The following is a 17,554-nucleotide window of genomic DNA, read 5'->3' as shown; positions in this document are numbered from 1 at the left end:
CGCAGAGGCGCAGTCCGCTTTTTCTAGAGGAAAAGTAGTGACTAGTCGGGGTCGCTGGGGTCGAGAGGCGCATGGTGATCGAGGTTCGCCTCACCGCGCTTCCAGTATCCGCTGGCGTCAACCTGAGAGGCAGAAAGCCCCAGGTCTCGGCGTAAATGCCGGCGCAATGGAATAAGTGCAGTTGCCTCGCCCGCGAGGAAAACAAACGTTCTATCGGTGACCGTCAACTCCCGCAGTGCTATCTCTACTTGAGTTGAGCGGTCATCGCCAAAGAACCAACGGAGACTATGCGGGGCGTCTGAGTCTAGATAGCTTGTTGCTTCAGGATCGCTGACCGACAATAGGGCAGTGACAGGTATATTGTCGCCCGCAAAGCTCAGCCACCTCTTAGCTGCAGGAAGTGCAGTTTCGTCGGCCACCACGATCAAGTGTTCGATATTAGGCGGCGGTAAATGGGAGCCTCGTGGGCCTGCAATAGTGAGCGAGTCTCCAGGGGTAGCCCGCGCTGCCCAGGCTGAGGCCGGTCCATCATCGCCGTGTAACACAAAATCAATATCAAGTTCAGGGCCGTGGGGGCCGTCTGCTCGAAACTCCAGAGGCGTGTAGTCCCTGGCGATAACAGTTCCAGAAGCGGGTGGGTGTATCCCCTCGGAAGTGAACTGTGGGACAGCTGTCACGCCAGTGACAGGATCAGGGAAGAATACTTTTATATGATCAGCAGGACCAGGCGCGGTGAAACCAGCTAATTCTTCTCCGCGCAACGTAATCCGCGTTAACGAAGGAAAAATTCTCGAGGAGGCGGAAACCTGCAGAGTGCGCCTGTGGAGGGGATGCCTCACGCGTTCGCGGGCGAATACTACGCTCATAAAACCTCAATCACTATCAACTAACGTCAATACACAGCGGCTATCAGTCCATCTTAGGCTACCCTAAGTTTTGTGAAGTTTCTTGGTTGTGCTGTGGAGTCGGGATATTGTCACTTGCATAAAGTCAGTGTGTGTTGTCTGCGACAATGGACGAGGAGCTATCATGCAAGGTTAGTTACAGTAGGAACTATGTCCCTAGCTCTGTATAGCGCTCCGGGGTCATTGCGTGCGCGGATCAGCTGGTGAGGCAGATGAGATAGTGTTCGCCAGGTAGTTCGTCTTAGTCGACTCTGCGGTAATGGCAATTCTAAGAAAAGGAAGGAAGGTCTAAAAACTTGCGTTTTTACCTATTATCCTTGTAATAAATACCCAAGGAGGTACAGGTGGGATCACGCTCACGCATGTTAGTGCGAAAGGGGTGGCTTCCTAGCCAGCACGGAGGCTGGGCCATTGTGCTGTTACCCGTACTGGTAGGGATGGGGGTGGGCGGTTTTGCACCTGTGCAGCTGGCTTTGTTAGGAGCTGCATTGAGTACGTTCCTTGCGGCGCAGGTGTGGGAAACCTGGCTCAAATCTCGCAGAAAACCCCGTTACTATCCCGCTCTTGTGACGTATGTTGGGCTGACGGCCATTTTTGGACTCATACTGCTCATTTCGCGCCCTTTTCTCTTTACATGGTCCTGGGTTCTTCTGCCATATATTCCTTTCTTGATCTACGAGTGGTATTGCGGAAGAAGTACTGGAGTGTGGGCGAGGGCTCTTCTTGTCGTTGTCTGCGTATTTCTCTCACCGGCGGCCTACATGATCGGTCCAATGCTTCGCTCGTGGAGCGAGGAGATTATCGCCACCGCCGTTGTTTTGTGTTACCTTCTAGGCTCGATTTTCTACGTTCGATCTATGATTCGTGGGCGTAATAACCCCAGGTGGATGTGGGTGAGCTGGACATACCACGGCGCATTGCTGGTAGTTGCTCTACTGCTGGCAATCTCGCGCGGGTTTTCGTGGTGGTACATGGTACTGGCGGCTGTGCTCGCGACTCGTGCGGTAATGCTTCCGCTTATGCAGAAAAAAGGAACTCGCGTGCGTCCCGGACTCATTGGGGCAGGAGAGATCGCGATGTCAGTTCTTACCTATTGCGTCGCCATCTACGGCTGATGAGGCGTGGGGCCGGTAGCATAGACTCGACGTTAGGAGAATCAAGAGTGAGTGACCCGATAGGGCGTTATATGCCCCCCAGTGAACCTGAAGAAAATAAAGGCGTGGAACCTGGTCCTGATCCTGCTGAGGACTCGGCACCTTCTATTCCGCCACACAATGAGGATGCCCCCAGATATGGGCAGCGGTCTCAGAACTGGGGTACCCAGCCAGCTTCGACTCCCACAGAGCCTGAACGCCCCTGGCCGGTGTATTCGGGTGGGCAGGCACCCACACCGCCGCCTCCTGGTCCGGCAGCATATGCTGGTCCTACTGGCCCGATGCCCTCGCGGGCCGGTGCAATATGGATGCTCGTCATTGGTTTGGTGTGCGTTTTTATTCTGCCCATTGCTACCGCGATCGGCATCATCCTAGGAAGTACAGACTTCGGGACGCTGGTTGGAGGCATGGGGGCCAACGGTTCGACAGTCACCGTCGATGACTCTGGCACCATCGGAGTATTCGGGTCGGGCGTGCAACAGCCCGATGAGTGCACACTCAGTGGTGACGGTGGAGAGTTCACCCTCTACCAAAGCACAGATGGTGTTGTCTCGGGAACGGGTATTACTCCAGGAAGCTACACAATTGACTGTGGACCTGCAGGAAGTAGTGGACTCATGGTCATGCAGGGTGGTCAGCTTGGCGATATGGTGCAAGGAACCGTCATTGCGCTCATCGTTGCCTCCGTCATTGGCGTCATTGGTATTGGCCTCACGATCGGCGGAATTGTGTGGCTGGTGTCGCGCAACCGGGCGCGAAGAGAGTACATGCGCACTTCTTGGTAGTAGAAAAACTGTGGTGATTTCAACGCGCAAGAAAAACTTGAGCGGGGTAGACTCAACTATGTGAACGAGGTGGTAACGCCTCGCAAAAGACATTATGAACGCATAGTAAGGAGTTATTCGTGAGTCAAAATCTCACCACTAAATCTCAAGAGGCGGTGAGCGCTGCAGTACAGATGGCAGCGGCCGCCGGGAACCCGCAAGTAGAACCGCTGCACCTCCTCGAGGCGCTGCTAGAACAGCCAGAAGGAATTGCCATTTCGCTCCTAGCGGCGGTTGGTGCGCAGCGCGGACAGGTTGGCGCTCAAACCCGTACGGCACTTGTGGCGCTTCCAGCAAGCTCTGGAAGCAGTGTCGGGCAACCTCAGCCCAGCAGGGCCTTCCTCAATATTATTACAGCCGCTCAAAAACTGGCAGAATCGCGGGGGGACACCTACGTTTCCACAGAGCATCTATTGATCGCACTGGCTGGGTCAGACACTGAAGCAGGGAAGATTCTCCAAGCAGATGGGGCGACCCCAGAAGAACTCGAGGCGGCTCTTACACGGCTGCGCCCCGAGCCTGTTGATAGCGCAAACCCAGAAGGCACGTTCCAAGCATTGGCGAAGTACGGTCGTGATCTGACAGAAGTGGCCAGGGAAGGAAAACTTGACCCGGTGATTGGTCGCGACGCCGAAATTCGGCGCGTAGTTCAAGTTCTCTCGCGGCGCACAAAAAATAACCCGGTGCTCATTGGAGAACCCGGCGTGGGTAAAACAGCTGTTGTCGAAGGACTAGCACAACGCATTGTTGAAGGTGACGTTCCTGAAAGTCTGCGGGACAAAAAACTCATTGCACTAGACCTAGGGGCCATGGTTGCTGGCGCCAAATATCGCGGAGAGTTCGAAGAACGACTCAAGGCCGTCCTAGAAGAGATCGCCAACTCTGACGGGGAAGTCATTACCTTCATTGATGAAATGCACACCGTCGTCGGCGCAGGAGCATCAGAAGGCTCCATGGATGCGGGCAACATGCTCAAGCCAATGTTGGCACGCGGTGAACTCCGCATGGTGGGTGCCACCACACTTGATGAGTACCGGGAGAATATTGAAAAGGATCCCGCACTAGAGCGCCGATTCCAACAAGTCTTTGTTGGAGAACCCAGCGTTGAAGATACCGTGGCCATATTGCGTGGCATCGCACCAAAGTATGAAGCGCATCATAAGGTCACTATTTCCGATGGTGCGTTGGTAGCGGCGGCACAGCTATCAGACCGTTACATCACGGGACGGCAACTGCCCGATAAGGCAATCGATCTTGTTGACGAGGCTGCTTCGCGCTTGCGGATGGAGTTGGACTCTTCGCCGGTAGAGATTGACGAACTACGCCGGGCGCTTGACCGCATGAAGATGGAAGAGACGTACTTGCGTGAGTCTGATCCCGAACAGGCTGATGACGCGGCCCAAGAGCGCCTCGTGCGGCTCCAAGACGAAATTGCTGACAAAGACGAAGAGCTTTCTGCGTTAGTGGCACGGTGGGAAAATGAAAAAGCTGGACGCAACCGCGTCGGTGACTTGCGCGCGAAACTTGATGAGCTGCGTACGGCTTTTGAACTGGCTATGCGTGATGGTAGGTATGATGAAGCCGGGCGGATTCAAAACGGCGAGATTCCTGCTATCGAGGCAGAAATTGCCGAGGCTGAACTTGCAGACGCGCAGCAAGCTGAGGATTCTCTCGATCCGATGATCGCTGACAAGGTTGGGCCGCAAGAAATCGCTGAAGTTATCCAGTCATGGACCGGCATACCTACGGGACGCCTGCTCCAAGGAGAAACTGAAAAACTCCTCGAAATGGAGAAATGGATTGGTGAGCGACTCATAGGACAAGAAGCCGCGGTCAGGGCTGTGGCCGATGCTGTTCGGCGGTCGCGTGCGGGCGTGTCGGACCCCGATCGTCCAACCGGCTCGTTCCTCTTCCTCGGGCCTACTGGTGTTGGTAAGACCGAACTGGCGAAGTCACTCGCGGAATTTCTCTTTGATGATCCGCGGGCAATGATCCGCATCGATATGAGTGAATACTCTGAGAAGCATGCGGTTGCCAGGCTTGTGGGTGCCCCTCCGGGTTACGTGGGATACGACGAAGGTGGGCAGCTAACCGAAGCCGTGCGCCGCAGGCCATATTCCGTCGTTCTTTTAGACGAGGTGGAAAAGGCTCACCCGGAGATCTTCAACATTTTATTGCAGGTCCTCGACGATGGGCGCCTCACTGATGGCCAGGGACGAACCGTAGACTTCCGAAACACCATACTCATTTTGACCTCAAACCTAGGGTCTCAGTATTTGATCGACCCTGAGCTTTCATCCGAAGGGAAGCGTGAGGCCGTGATGGGAGAAGTTCACCGAGCATTCAGGCCCGAGTTCCTCAATCGACTTGATGAGATAGTCATTTTTGATCCACTCACCAAAGAAGAGTTGGGTAAGATCGTCGATTTGCAGGTTGCACAGATGGCGAAACGTTTGCAGTCCCGTCGCATCGAGCTTTCTGTTGCACCAGAAGCCCGCAAGTGGTTGGAAGACCACGGCTACGATCCTGCTTTTGGAGCCCGTCCACTTCGTCGCCTCGTCCAAAAGGAAGTGGGCGACCGTCTTGCTGTCGAGCTCCTCGCCGGGGAGATCAACGACGGTGATCAGGTAGAAGTTGAATTAAATAACGAAAACGAGGGGCTAAGAATTCGGACGCAGTGACAACACGTGGAACAATAGAAGAGTTGACTGAAAGCTCGGAGGTGCTCCATGTCGGAGAGTCCCAAAGTACGGGGCGCATATGGCTCTGGGCGCGCTACAAAAGAAGCAATTCTTGTAGCCGCCACTGAGCTTTTTGGAGACAAAGGATATTATGGTTTTTCTTTGCGAGACGTCGCGAAGATCGTTGGTATATCGCATCCGGCGGTGATCTATCACTTCCCGACCAAAGAAGCTCTTCTTTTCTCAACCATGGCGCGTTGGCACAGCCAATTGGGGATAGACGCAATCAAAGTAAATCCAGGGACCGGTGAGACTACAGTTGGGGACTACAAGCATAGTCTCACCGGCCTTGGAGCCGCGCTCTTGCGCTTAACGGCTCTTGAAGAATTTCCAATGTTGGCACGTTTTGATTCAACCATGGCTACTGAAGCGGCGTCGCCTGGCCACCCGCTCCATGACCACTATTCTGAACGGATGCAACATATTCGGGCCCTCATCGTTGAGCGCGTTGACCTCCTAGCCGAAGAAAAATGGTGCGTGCCATTGTTCTCTTCAGAAGGTATTGCCGACATGCTTATCGGCGCTTGGTATGGGGGCCTGATCGTCAGTGAGTATCCTGATGGTCTCGAGCCCGGGCAGTACCTTGTGGGTAGGTTACTTGCTTTAGCAGTAAAAATACTGCAGCTTGGCTCTGATGGGTTACTGGCAATTGCGGCCGCTGTGCCAGAAGAACTGGCTGGATCATTCCAAAGAGTTCTCATTGTGAATCGAGAACTCACCCGATGATCGACGTTCCCTTTGACTACGGTTACGCAGTAATCGACAGATCGGGGGCAGTGCGCGTTCAATACGGAGACGTTGGCCGAGTTTTCCCCCTGGCTTCGGTCACCAAACTGATTACCGCACTAGGGGTACACGTGGCAATTCAACGTGAGCTTATGTCATATGATCAGGCGGCCGGCCCCCCGCAGGCCACAATCGCGCATGTACTGGCACATGCGTCTGGTTTAGCGCCTGAAGGAGACGGGACGCAGACAGCAGCCCGGGTGGGGGCACGCCGGATTTACTCCAATCAGGGGTACGAAGTCTTAGGGCATGAGATCGAGGCAGCCACCGGTTGTTCGGCACCACAATGGTTGCGGCGGGAAGTGTCAGAGCCACTTGGAATGGCCTCAGTTGAGGTGAACGGATCGCCAGCCCATTGCGGCCAGGGTAATGTGGCAGACCTGTCGATACTCGCACAAGAGTTTCTTGATCCGCAGCTTCTCGATTCGACCACTGCGCAGGCTATGCATACGCCTGCATTCCCGGACCTGGTGGGGATACTGCCAGGCTACGGCCGTCAGGATCCTAATCTGTGGGGTCTTGGCCCAGAGATTCGAGGGAATAAAACTGATCACTGGACGCCACCGACAGTCAGTGCGCAGACATTCGGCCACTTTGGCCAGTCCGGATCATTCGTGTGGGCCGATCCAATGTCAGGGTTGGCAGGTGTTTTTCTTGGTGAAGAGCCTTTTGGTCCTTGGCATAAGAAGAACTGGCCAACTTTACCACTGGAGTAAGTGCAATGCGGCCCGCGCAAATCTGCGGAGCCTATTCCCAATCAACGATTACTGGTACGTGATCGGAGGCTCCTTTTCCTTTGCGCTCATTGCGGTCAATTTCTGCCGAAACAACCCGGTCTGCTAAAGCCGGTGATGCGTACATAAAGTCGATGCGCATCCCTTCGTTCTTCGGGAAGCGTAATTGCTGATAGTCCCAATACGTGTAGCCTTCCACTTGGGGCCGTGTCACTTCGCGGTACCCGGCATCTTCAAAGGCTGAGAATGCTTCACGCTCAGCGGGGGTCACGTGAGTGGCACCAGCAAAAAAATCAATATCCCATACGTCTTCATCTCGTGGCGCGACATTCCAATCGCCCCCCATAGCGATAAGCGCATCGGGATCTTCGCGCAGCCACCCTGATGCATCCGCTTGCAGAGCCGCTAACCACTCCAGTTTGTATTGGTAGTGCGGATGGCTGATCTCGCGTCCGTTAGGAATGTACAAACTCCAATACGTTAGTGGTCCCGCTGGAGACTCTACCGTTGCTGCCAAGGCCCGTGCTTCCACAGTGTCTTGCCAGGTAGGTTGCGATGGGAACTGGTCACGTACGTCGAGCAGTGGAAGTTTGCTTGCGATGGCAACGCCGTTCCACTGATTCAAGCCGTGGATGGCAACCTCATATCCGGCTTCAGTGAAAGCATCAATTGGAAACTGGTCGGGGCGGCATTTGATTTCTTGCATGGCCAACATATCAACGTTAGAGCGTTGCAAAAAAGCGATAATACGGTCGACTCGGGTTCTGGCGGAGTTTACGTTCCACGTAGCGATTCTCATGCTCCTAGGATAGTGACTGCTAGTCTTATTGCATGGCAAGTGCATTAGTAACAGGTGCAACTTCAGGGTTAGGAAAAGAGTTCTGCTGGCAGCTTGCGGAACAGGGACATGACCTTATTCTTGTTGCTCGCAATCAAGAGCGCCTTGAACGCACAGCGCAACAACTGCAAACAGTGACTCGTGCGAAGATTGACATTTTAGCAGCAGACCTAGCCGATCCCCGTGACCTCACAGAGGTATGCAAGAGGGTGAGCTCAGTCGATATTGTGGTCAACAATGCAGGATTTGGCCTGGGTGAAAGCTTCCTCAATGGCGCATTAGACCGCGAACTCTATGCTTTAGACGTGATGGTCCAAGCTGTGATGGCTACGTGTCATTTCGCGGGTCGTGCAATGCGTGAGCGTGGACGTGGGGCCATAATCAATGTTTCATCGGTAGCTGCTGACACTGGAATGGGGACCTATTCGGCCCACAAAGCGTGGGTTCGTGCATTCACCGAGGGACTGTCAGAAGAGCTTCGCGGAACTGGGGTAAGCGCGACGGTTGTCCTACCGGGTCTGGTGCGCACAGAATTCCATGAGCGGATGGGAGCCGACCTTTCAGACGTTCCCCAGTTTGTATGGGGCGACCCCGGTACTGTTGTGAGAGATGCTCTCAAAGCCGCCAGAAGGAAACAGGTGGTTGTCACTCCGACAGCCCTATACAAGGCAGTCGGAGGACTTTCACGAATAGCGCCGCGCTCGGTGGTACGCGCGGTCACCCGTAGGCTTCCACACACCTAGTCCGAGGCACCGACAAGGGGAACTAAGTCAGCAATCGACTCTGCTATAACTGCGGGGCGGTACGGGAATGCTTCCACATCTGCAAGGGTATTAGAACCGGAAAGCACCAGGTGCGTTCGTAGACCTGCCTCAACGCCCGCCCGCACATCGGTATCCATCCGGTCACCAATCATTGCGGCGCCCTCTGAGTGAGCCCCAATTTGGTTGAGACCAGCTCGGATCATGACAGGGTTAGGTTTGCCGACGAAATATGGTCTGCGTCCCGTTGCGGCTTGAATCATGGCGGCGACAGCCCCTGTGGCGGGGAGAGTTCCCTCATCTGACGGACCAGTAATATCTGGATTTGTTGCGATGAACTTTGCACCGTGCTCAATCAGGCGGATTGCGCGAGTGATCGCATTAAAATCATAGGTGCGGGTTTCTCCCAAGACCACATATTCGGGTTCTGCATCAGTCATGATGTAATCAGCATGATGCAGTGCGGTAGTGAGCCCTGCTTCGCCAATAACATAAGCAGTTGATGCGGGTGATTGCTGTGCCAAGAATGCTGCGGTGGCATTCGCTGAAGTCCAAATTCGGTCCTCTGGCACGCTGAGACCTGACTGAGCCAGCCGTGCGGAAAGATCGCGGTTTGTGAAGATCGAATTGTTGGTGAGAACAAGAAATGGCAGACCGTTCTCATTGAGAGCGTCCAAAAAATCTTGCGCGCCGGGCAGAGCCCGATTCTCCTTGACGAGCACACCATCCATGTCTGTTAGCCATGCAGTGATAGGTGCATGGGGAACCCGACTGGTTGCCGTCATCATATTTTCTTTCTCTGATGTCATGGTTTAACTCTAGCTAGTTGCGTGGAATAAATGCGCCGATTGACATTAACTTCACCTTTTATTCATGTGATATGAAAAAAGCAGGGGTTTCTTGAGGAATAAACCTCTTCAACTAGCGAGCTAGCTCACGTGAATTGGAGCTAGAGGACTAGGGGGGAAGAGGGATAAGATTAAGTGGTGTCGCTGGCCTCGTGAAAAAGAGGGGCAGGGCACAGCCCATGCGGACAAGAGCCGCGGGACCCCACAGACTGCACCTGCAATGAGCTTGGAGTATTCCACCCATGTCGAAGACCCTTACCACGGGTACGCCTTGGCGCGTAATTGTTGTATTCGCCATCCCGCTACTGATAGGCAATGTCGTGCAACAGCTCTATCAAGTTGTTGATGCGATGGTGGTGGGGCAAAACCTCGGAGTTAACCCCCTCGCTGCCGTCGGGACGACCGGAGCTATTCTCTTTCTACTCATGGGATTTGCTTGGGGAATGACTACTGGTTTTGCCATTCCTACCGCGCAGGCATTTGGCGCCGGAAACTTTGTGGCACTACGACGTTCAATCGCTTCAGGAACTGCTCTCACCGCGATTGCCAGCTTATTAGTGACCGTACTGGGAGTTACTTTTTCGCGTCCCCTCTTGCAACTGTTGCAGACACCAGAATCACTGCTCAACGATGCGACCACTTTCGCAGTTGTCAGCTTTTGGGGCACAACTGCAACGATGTTCTTTAACTACTTATCAGCAATAATCAGAGCCATCGGTGATTCCCGTACACCTTTGATTTTCTTGGTTATTTCTTGCGCAGTAAATGTGGCTCTTGTAATTCTCATGGTCAAGTATCTGCACCTAGGAATTGCGGGCGCTGCTGGTGCCACCATCATCGCTCAAGCATGTTCGGTTGCTCTGTGCCTCATCTATGTACGGCGGGCAATTCCTGTTTTGCACATGCGCCGAAACGACTGGCGTATTAATTGGCAAGGGCTTTCACTCCACTTGCGTTTGGGCCTTCCGATGGGATTTCAGGCATCAATCATCGCTATTGGTACTTTGGCAGTGCAAATTCGGCTGAATCTTCTCGGTGAAGAAGCAGTTGCTGCATATACGACGGCAACTCGCGTGGATGGTTTAGCCAATGCTTTCTTGGCATCTCTCGGGTTGGCAGCATCGACTTTCGTTGCACAAAACTATGGTGCGGGCCTGTATGAACGCGTGCGGGTGGGGACCAGACAGTGTGCGGTTGTTGCCAGTATCGTGGCTGTCACTGTCGCTGTACTTCTTATTTCGTGTGGAGATTACATCATTCACGCATTCGTAGGTAGAGGAAATAGCGAAGTTGTATCGATGGCGCACTATTTCCTTGTTGTCAATGGCCTGTTTTACATCGTTCTTGGAATTCTTTTTGTTACTCGTGGAGCGCTTCAGGGGCTGGGCAGGGTGCTTGTCCCAACTCTTACTGGTGTGCTAGAGCTTGTCCTTAGAGTCGCCGCTGCCACCATTTTGGGAGGGACGTTCGGATTTGCTGGCGTCACATGGGCAAACCCGCTGGCCTGGGTCGCGGCTGTCTGTCTTCTGATTCCCGCGTGGTTAGTTGCCAGACGCCACTTGAATGAGTCGTCCGTACGCCTTGCTAGTGTGAGGTCATGACTGACAGAAGCATTGGTGTGGGGCCATGGCAGGGTAAGTGGCCTGAAGGAGACCATTTCGATGCAGAGTTATTAGCATCGGGGGACCGGCGTAATGTCCTCGACGAATATCGGTATTGGAAGCGGGAGGCTATTGCAGAGGCGATAGCCTCTCATTCTCTAGGCTACGAAATCGCTATCGAAAACCTGGGGCACGATTTCAATATTGGTTCTATAGTGCGTACTGCAAACGCCCTCGGCGCTTCAAGTGTCCACATTGTGGGTAGACGCAGGTGGAATCGTCGCGGTGCAATGGTGACCGATCGATATTTGCCGGTTGACCATTTTTCCGAGGTGGACAGCTTTGTTACTGATGTGCGAAGACGGGGCAGAACACTTGTGGGCATCGATATTCTTGACGAATCCACACCACTAGAGACTGCTCAGCTACCGCCTAACGCGGTGCTTGTTTTTGGAGAAGAGGGTGCGGGCCTCAGCCCGGCAATGAGAGCTCAATGCGACGCGATTCACCACATCACCCAATATGGTTCTACTCGTTCGATGAACGTGGGGCATGCTGCTGCCATAGCAATGTGGGCGTGGGTAACTACCCATAAGACTGGTGACTAGGGCCTTAATTCCTACGCGATACGCATGGACGGGGGTAGTCTGCCTTATGGCAGAATAGTGCCTGGAACTGTTCCCTTGAAGAGGAGGCCCCTGTGCCAATCGCAACACCTGATGTTTATAAGGAAATGCTGGACAAAGCCAAGAAAGGCAAGTTCGCATACCCCGCCATCAACGTCACCTCATCTCAGACGCTCACCGCTGCCCTGCAGGGTTTTGCTGATGCAGAGTCTGATGGAATTATTCAGGTGTCTGTTGGCGGTGCTGAGTACTGGTCAGGTTCAACAATTAAGAACCGCGTTTCCGGTTCACTTGCCATGGCAGCCTATGCTCGCGAGGTAGCCAAAGACTATCCCGTGACTGTTGCTTTGCACACCGATCACTGCGCCAAGCAGAACCTGGACTCCTGGATCATTCCGATCATGGAGCTGGAAGTAGAAGAGGTCAAAGCTGGGCGTCTTCCTTTCTTCCAGTCGCATATGTGGGATGGCTCCGCGGTGCCACTGGCCGAGAACCTTGAGATCGCCAAGAAGATGTTGGCCCTGGCTGTTGCCTCGGACACGATTCTTGAGGTCGAAATCGGTGTCGTTGGTGGCGAAGAAGATGGCGTCAAGGCTGAGATCAACGAAAAGCTCTACACTTCTGTTGAAGATGGCCTCAAGACCGTAGAGGCCCTTGGCCTCGGTGAAAAGGGTCGTTACCTGACCGCACTTACCTTTGGAAACGTACATGGCGTGTACAAGCCCGGTGCGGTGAAACTGCGTCCGGAGATTCTTGGAGAGATCCAGGAAGCTGTCGGCGCTGCCCACAATGCTGGCGATCGGCCCTTTGACCTCGTCATGCATGGCGGATCTGGTTCTACGGCCGATGAGATTGCTTTGGCAGTAGCAAACGGTGTCATCAAGATGAACGTGGATACTGACACTCAGTATGCGTTCACCCGTCCAGTTGCCGACTGGATGTACAAGCACTATGACGGTGTCTTGAAGATTGACGGCGAAGTTGGCAATAAGAAGGAATACGATCCACGTGCGTGGGGCAAAGCTGCGGAAGCTGGCATGGCTGCCCGCGTTGTTGAGGCATGTGAGCGTCTCGGTTCGGTCGGATCAACCAATAAGTAAATACTGATCATGCAGTAGCCCGCCGCGGATAGTGGCGGGCTATTTGCTTATCTTCTCTTTTACGGGCTTTAAGGGGGAGACAAGTAGACTCATTCATGGTGAGATGGGATCAGGGAGAAAGGCTCTTCATGGAAAAAATCGAGTGGCTACAACTAGAAGGCATGATCATCGCGGTCGATTTGGATCCGGAGGCGGTGAGTGCCTACGTCGCAAAGACCGGTGTTATTGCCGAGCTAGAGTGGTACCCGCAGACCCCCAATATGATGGGGATCACCGTCGCTACTGACGGTGAAGCGTTGGCATCATGGAAGAACAAAACCGATGGCGTTGTGCCCGGACCAACACTGATCAGTTTTGTAGAGGACTTGGCAGGACAGCTCAACGCTGAGGTAATGATTGGTGACATGGGGGTTGATCGTCTTCCTGAAGATGCTCAGCCAGCTGAACGTAGTGACTCCGAAGAAACTGGCCCCATGCGCGTGGTTGAGATAAGCTCAACACCCGCTTCAGCGGTCCCACTCATGGCAGCTTTTGAAGGTGTCGACGTGGCTGATCTTGAACTAGCGGGTCAAAAGCGCGCACTGATGGCTGAACTGCCAGTGGAACGATCTGGCTGGTACCTCGGAGATGTTCCCCTAGTGACGTTGACCTATCACGATGGTGAGTTCCAGGCGTTTCTGGTCGAAGACGAAGACCCAGAGAACGTCGTCACCTTCAATTGGGCAATGGAACAGAAACTAGTCCCAGGAGCGGCATCGCTTTCTGATGCGGATGCCGTGGCAATGGCTGAAGAACTGGTAGGTTCTCGCAGTACAGTGCTTCGGATTCATGACGGAGTCCCCGGAGTATCGGGAGACGCAGCATGGGAGTCGGCTTCTGCCAGCGGTTCGGCCGCAGTTCACCAGTTCGTTGCCGCATTGGGCCTACCGGACTCAGTAGCTGACTACTTGCTGGGGAACAAGACGCTCAGTGATATCGAAGGCGCATCCGTTCATGAAGCGCGGGGAGTTTCGAACGCTATCGGACGTTCGATGAATATCATGCTGGACCAGAAAGAGTCCGATTCTGAAGTGTGGGAACGCTATTCGCAGCGAGTGAGTGAACGCCCCTGGCAAGTGCCGGTCACCTCGGGCATCGAAGCAGCTGTCGGTACTGCATTGATCGTCTTAGGGCGGGGACGCGGGCGGCCTCGCAATTGGCTTGGGCGTTTAGGGACTGTTGCTGGTGTCCTGCTGATGGTCGATGCGGTTGGTGAACTTGCATTGGCGAAATATGTGAGAGCTCGTAATCAGCGCCGTGACCTAAAACTGTCACAACTGCAAACACCAGGAATCTCTGACTGATACGTCGACAACTGCTGGGTCCTAAGTCTTATATAGGGTCCAGCAGTTATCCACGGCGTGTTAGCGTTAACACAATGCTTGGTTTTTCCTGTGGCATCTTTTCTGAGGACGTCTAGGCTGGAGAAGTAAGCCGATACTCTAGATGAGGATGCCCATGAATGCAGAAGAGCTGCGCACTCTTAGCGCTGACGATCTTCAAGCTGTTGATGCCTGGTGGAGGGCCGACAATTATTTGACCGTCGGACAGATCTACCTCAAATCGGATCCACTCTTACACACTCCGCTTTCGGCTGATGACATAAAACCACGTCTTCTGGGACACTGGGGAACCTCGCCGGGGCTTTCGTTCATCTATTCCCACGCCAATCGTCTTATCCGCCATACCGGCCAAGACATGATCTATATAGCAGGTCCTGGCCATGGTGGTCCAGCACTTGTTGCTGCCGGATACCTTGAGGGAACCTACTCTGAGGTGTACCCGAAAGTGTCCCAAGACGAACAGGGAATGCTCAAGCTTTTTAGGCAGTTCTCTGCTCCGGGAGGAATACCCTCCCATGTTTCCGTCACAACGCCAGGATCTATCAACGAGGGCGGTGAACTGGGATATTGCTTGGTCCACGCGTTTGGTGCGGTGTTCGATAATCCTGACTTGATCGCACTCGCGGTCGTAGGTGACGGTGAGGCAGAAACCGGTCCTTTGGAAGGATCGTGGAAAGGGATTTCATTCCTCAATCCGGCGCGGGACGGCGCAGTACTTCCGGTACTGCACCTCAACGGAGGAAAGATCGCTTCGCCTACGGTCCTTTCCAGAAAAGACCCCGAAGATGTGCGAAAACTCTTTGAGGGGCACGGTTACGAAGTAATCGAAGTTGAGGGTTCTGACATTCCTGGAATGCATGAACGATTTGCGGCAGCGCTTGCCGATGCCTACCTCAAGATCAAAGATATTCAAGCTCAGGCCCGTGAACTGGGCGCCGACGGCATCCCTCAAGGGCTTGCTGACGTCCCAGGCAACGGGGAAATGCCTCGGTGGCCAATGATCATTTTGCGCTCTCCTAAAGGATGGACTGGGCCAAAAGAGGTCGACGGTGTGGTCATGGAAGGTACGTGGCGTGCTCACCAGGTGCCTCTGTCGGGCGTGCGTGAGAATCCTGAACATCTACAGATTTTGCAAGAGTGGTTGGAGTCCTATCGTCCTGAAGAGCTTTTCGATGAAAAAGGTCAGCCAACAGAAATCGTCACTCGTAACAATCCCCAAGGGGATAAGCGGATGTCGGCGATTCCGGCAGCGAATGGTGGAAATGAGTATACGCCTTTAGTAATGCCTGATTGGCGTGGATTTGCTCTTGATTTCAAGCCAGAAGAACGCGGAACGATCAAGAAAGAATCGACCCGTTACTTGGGGCGATTGATGGAGGCGCTCTATGAGCTCAATCCGCAGACTTTTCGCCTATTTTGCCCGGATGAAGCCAACTCTAACCGGATCGGGGATGTCTTCAATGTCTCTGATCGAGCCTTCATGGAAAAGACAAACGACCTTGACGTTGCACTATCGAGGCACGGTCGTGTGATGGAGGTACTGTCTGAGCACAACACCCATGGATGGCTCGAAGGATATAACCTCACGGGCCGCCATGGGCTATTCGCCTCGTATGAAGCCTTCGGCATGGTCTGTGTTTCTCAAACCATCCAGCATGCAAAATGGCTGGAAGAGGGGGTTCAGCTGGACTGGCGCACTGAAGTACCATCGCTCAATATCCTGCTTTCGTCGACTTGTTGGCGCAATGACCACAACGGTTTTTCTCATCAGGGACCCGGAGTGCTGTCAATGGTGGTTAATCTGCGCGGTGACGTGGTGCGCGCGTATCTTCCTCCAGATGCCAACTGCCTATTGGATACGGCCGTCCACGCTTTTGAGTCGACCGATCGTGTCAATTTGATTGTGCAGGACAAGCAGCCGCAGTTCCAATGGCTCACTCCTGATGAGGCACACGTCCACTGTGAGCGTGGCTATGGCATATGGGACTGGGCCGGAAATGAAGAGGTTGGTGCGGATAAAGAACCGGACATTATCATTGCGTGCGCTGGCGATGTTGTCACGCTTGAAGCTATTGCCGCAGCGCAGATCATTCGTCAAAAGCTACCCAATATGACTGTTCGCGTTGTCAATGTGGTGCGCCCGCAAACGTTGGAGCGTCCCAAGGATCATCCCAACGGAATGTCCGAACAGGATTTCGCCGAAACCTTCACCGATACCAAAGACGTGATTTTCTGCTTCCATGGGTATCCGGGTGTGATTCACCAGCTGGTACACGGACGACCTGATGCTGATCGGTTCCATGTGCGCGGGTTTATTGAGGAGGGGACCACCACCACTCCATTCGACATGGTTGTGCGAAATAGAGTCGACCGTTACCACCTGGTGATGGACGCAATCAACAACTGTAAGCGCACGATCCGCGGCGGTGCCGATGTGAAACGTTGGTGTAAGGAACAGTTGGACAAGCACGAAGAGTACAAAGTGGAGCATTTAGAAGACATGCCTGAAGTGCGCGATTGGATATTTGAAGCGTAGGAGCCCGAAAGGGAATGGCGCAGGACCTTGGTCCTGGGTTAGGATGACCTTATCTTAATTCCGAGGGGCGAGGTGCCTATGTCTACTCTTCTTTCTCACCATCTACGTGAGGGAACTCGACGTGTTCACGCAGAAGCAGAAAGCGTATCCTTCATACGCGATTTGATGGAAGGGCGTTTATCGATAGACGACTATGCTCGACTGGCAGCTCAACAGTATTTTATCTATCGTGCCTTGGAAGAGCTCCAAGCGCCCGCTGAGCTGGATTTCCCACAGCTCAAACGCGTTCCTTCCATCGAAAAGGACTTGGCTTACCTCTACGGACCTGAATGGCCGATTGATATTGTTGCCCTGCCGGCGACACTTGAGTACGTGGAACGCATTGCAGCTGTGGATGATGTTGCCACGTATGCTGCGCATGCGTACACACGATACTTGGGGGATCTCTCAGGTGGGCGGATTATTCATCGCATGATGCAGAGACACTATGGCATGGGCGACGAGGGGTTGAACTTTTACGTTTTTGAACAGATTGATAAGGCGAAGCCCTTTAAGGACCTGTATCGAGAGCGTCTAGATTCACTTAGTCTTGATGAAGTACAGATAGAAAAAGCTGTTGATGAGGCGGTGGTGGCGTTCCGCCTCAATCAACAGCTCTTTTCTCAACTCTCCCCGCGCGTGACGGTGTCATAATTCCCATGGCAGTTTAATATTTGTC

At 53.6% G+C, this 17,554-nt stretch carries 15 protein-coding genes; 12 read left to right on the top strand and 3 right to left on the bottom strand.

Going from position 1 to position 17,554, the window contains the following annotated elements:
- Positions 1–41: 41 nt before the first annotated feature.
- A complete protein-coding gene (locus FYJ24_RS07535) occupies positions 42–866 on the bottom strand; it encodes a siderophore-interacting protein (protein WP_154545133.1) in 825 nt (274 codons plus the stop codon).
- Between the two features lie 383 nt (positions 867–1,249).
- On the opposite strand from FYJ24_RS07535, the gene FYJ24_RS07530 reads away from it, so the two are divergent.
- From FYJ24_RS07530 to FYJ24_RS07510, 5 genes are all read left to right on the top strand, one after another.
- The gene (locus tag FYJ24_RS07530; protein WP_154545131.1) at positions 1,250–2,020 is read left to right on the top strand and encodes a YwiC-like family protein; all 771 of its coding nucleotides are present in this window, start codon (positions 1,250–1,252) and stop codon (positions 2,018–2,020) included.
- Between the two features lie 47 nt (positions 2,021–2,067).
- The gene (locus FYJ24_RS07525; RefSeq protein WP_154545129.1) at positions 2,068–2,844 is read left to right on the top strand and encodes a hypothetical protein; all 777 of its coding nucleotides are present in this window, start codon (positions 2,068–2,070) and stop codon (positions 2,842–2,844) included.
- A gap of 119 nt (positions 2,845–2,963) precedes the next feature.
- On the top strand, positions 2,964–5,564 hold the full coding sequence (gene clpB / locus FYJ24_RS07520; protein ID WP_318656587.1) for an ATP-dependent chaperone ClpB: 2,601 nt from the start codon (positions 2,964–2,966) through the stop codon (positions 5,562–5,564).
- 48 nt (positions 5,565–5,612) lie between these two features.
- Positions 5,613–6,350: a TetR/AcrR family transcriptional regulator gene (locus tag FYJ24_RS07515; RefSeq protein WP_154545127.1), complete on the top strand. Its 738-nt coding sequence runs from the start codon at positions 5,613–5,615 to the stop codon at positions 6,348–6,350.
- Positions 6,347–7,126 (top strand): serine hydrolase domain-containing protein, encoded by a 780-nt coding sequence (locus FYJ24_RS07510; RefSeq protein WP_154545125.1) that lies wholly within the window; start codon positions 6,347–6,349, stop codon positions 7,124–7,126. Before FYJ24_RS07515 ends, FYJ24_RS07510 begins: the two co-directional genes overlap by 4 nt.
- Before the next feature lie 31 nt (positions 7,127–7,157).
- On the opposite strand, the gene FYJ24_RS07505 is transcribed toward FYJ24_RS07510, so the two are convergent.
- Entirely contained in the window at positions 7,158–7,943 is a 786-nt protein-coding gene (locus FYJ24_RS07505; RefSeq protein ID WP_154545123.1) for an exodeoxyribonuclease III, read from the bottom strand.
- Positions 7,944–7,975: 32 nt separating this feature from the next.
- Between FYJ24_RS07505 and FYJ24_RS07500 the strand changes: the two genes are divergently transcribed.
- Positions 7,976–8,725: an SDR family NAD(P)-dependent oxidoreductase gene (locus tag FYJ24_RS07500; protein WP_154545121.1), complete on the top strand. Its 750-nt coding sequence runs from the start codon at positions 7,976–7,978 to the stop codon at positions 8,723–8,725.
- Here FYJ24_RS07500 and FYJ24_RS07495 read toward each other — a convergent pair.
- The gene (locus FYJ24_RS07495; protein ID WP_154545119.1) at positions 8,722–9,552 is read right to left on the bottom strand and encodes an HAD-IIA family hydrolase; all 831 of its coding nucleotides are present in this window, start codon (positions 9,550–9,552) and stop codon (positions 8,722–8,724) included. The two genes, FYJ24_RS07500 and FYJ24_RS07495, sit on opposite strands and share 4 nt — an antisense overlap.
- Before the next feature lie 281 nt (positions 9,553–9,833).
- Here FYJ24_RS07495 and FYJ24_RS07490 point away from each other — a divergent pair, with 281 nt between their 5' ends.
- The 6 genes from FYJ24_RS07490 (at position 9,834) to FYJ24_RS07465 (ending at position 17,529) form a co-directional block, all read left to right on the top strand.
- Entirely contained in the window at positions 9,834–11,192 is a 1,359-nt protein-coding gene (locus FYJ24_RS07490; protein WP_154545117.1) for an MATE family efflux transporter, read from the top strand.
- Positions 11,189–11,800, top strand: a complete 612-nt coding sequence (locus tag FYJ24_RS07485) for a TrmH family RNA methyltransferase (protein ID WP_154545115.1) — start codon at positions 11,189–11,191, stop codon at positions 11,798–11,800. The genes FYJ24_RS07490 and FYJ24_RS07485 overlap by 4 nt, the downstream gene beginning before the upstream one ends.
- A 92-nt stretch (positions 11,801–11,892) precedes the next feature.
- Positions 11,893–12,918 carry a class II fructose-bisphosphate aldolase gene (fbaA, locus tag FYJ24_RS07480; protein WP_318656586.1) on the top strand — a complete coding sequence of 342 codons (1,026 nt, stop codon included), beginning with the start codon at positions 11,893–11,895 and terminating at the stop codon, positions 12,916–12,918.
- Between the two features lie 128 nt (positions 12,919–13,046).
- The gene (locus FYJ24_RS07475; protein ID WP_154545113.1) at positions 13,047–14,261 is read left to right on the top strand and encodes a hypothetical protein; all 1,215 of its coding nucleotides are present in this window, start codon (positions 13,047–13,049) and stop codon (positions 14,259–14,261) included.
- A gap of 154 nt (positions 14,262–14,415) precedes the next feature.
- Entirely contained in the window at positions 14,416–16,836 is a 2,421-nt protein-coding gene (locus tag FYJ24_RS07470; protein WP_225872067.1) for a phosphoketolase family protein, read from the top strand.
- 78 nt (positions 16,837–16,914) lie between these two features.
- Positions 16,915–17,529, top strand: coding sequence for a biliverdin-producing heme oxygenase (locus FYJ24_RS07465; RefSeq protein ID WP_154545109.1), 615 nt, complete (start codon positions 16,915–16,917; stop codon positions 17,527–17,529).
- Positions 17,530–17,554 lie beyond the last annotated feature (25 nt).

The sequence above is a fragment of the Scrofimicrobium canadense genome, from assembly GCF_009696615.1.
GTDB classification, from domain to species: domain Bacteria; phylum Actinomycetota; class Actinomycetes; order Actinomycetales; family Actinomycetaceae; genus Scrofimicrobium; species Scrofimicrobium canadense.
This window is presented reverse-complemented; position numbering and strand designations above follow the sequence as displayed.

Coding starts and splice junctions, on each gene's coding strand:
- FYJ24_RS07535 (WP_154545133.1), bottom strand. CDS start 866: ATGAGCGTAGTATTCGCCCGCGAACGCGTGAGGCATCCCCTCCACAGG.
- FYJ24_RS07515 (WP_154545127.1), top strand. CDS start 5,613: ATGTCGGAGAGTCCCAAAGTACGGGGCGCATATGGCTCTGGGCGCGCT.
- FYJ24_RS07510 (WP_154545125.1), top strand. CDS start 6,347: ATGATCGACGTTCCCTTTGACTACGGTTACGCAGTAATCGACAGATCG.
- FYJ24_RS07505 (WP_154545123.1), bottom strand. CDS start 7,943: ATGAGAATCGCTACGTGGAACGTAAACTCCGCCAGAACCCGAGTCGAC.
- FYJ24_RS07500 (WP_154545121.1), top strand. CDS start 7,976: ATGGCAAGTGCATTAGTAACAGGTGCAACTTCAGGGTTAGGAAAAGAG.
- FYJ24_RS07495 (WP_154545119.1), bottom strand. CDS start 9,552: ATGACATCAGAGAAAGAAAATATGATGACGGCAACCAGTCGGGTTCCC.
- FYJ24_RS07490 (WP_154545117.1), top strand. CDS start 9,834: ATGTCGAAGACCCTTACCACGGGTACGCCTTGGCGCGTAATTGTTGTA.
- FYJ24_RS07485 (WP_154545115.1), top strand. CDS start 11,189: ATGACTGACAGAAGCATTGGTGTGGGGCCATGGCAGGGTAAGTGGCCT.
- FYJ24_RS07475 (WP_154545113.1), top strand. CDS start 13,047: ATGGAAAAAATCGAGTGGCTACAACTAGAAGGCATGATCATCGCGGTC.
- FYJ24_RS07470 (WP_225872067.1), top strand. CDS start 14,416: ATGAATGCAGAAGAGCTGCGCACTCTTAGCGCTGACGATCTTCAAGCT.
- FYJ24_RS07465 (WP_154545109.1), top strand. CDS start 16,915: ATGTCTACTCTTCTTTCTCACCATCTACGTGAGGGAACTCGACGTGTT.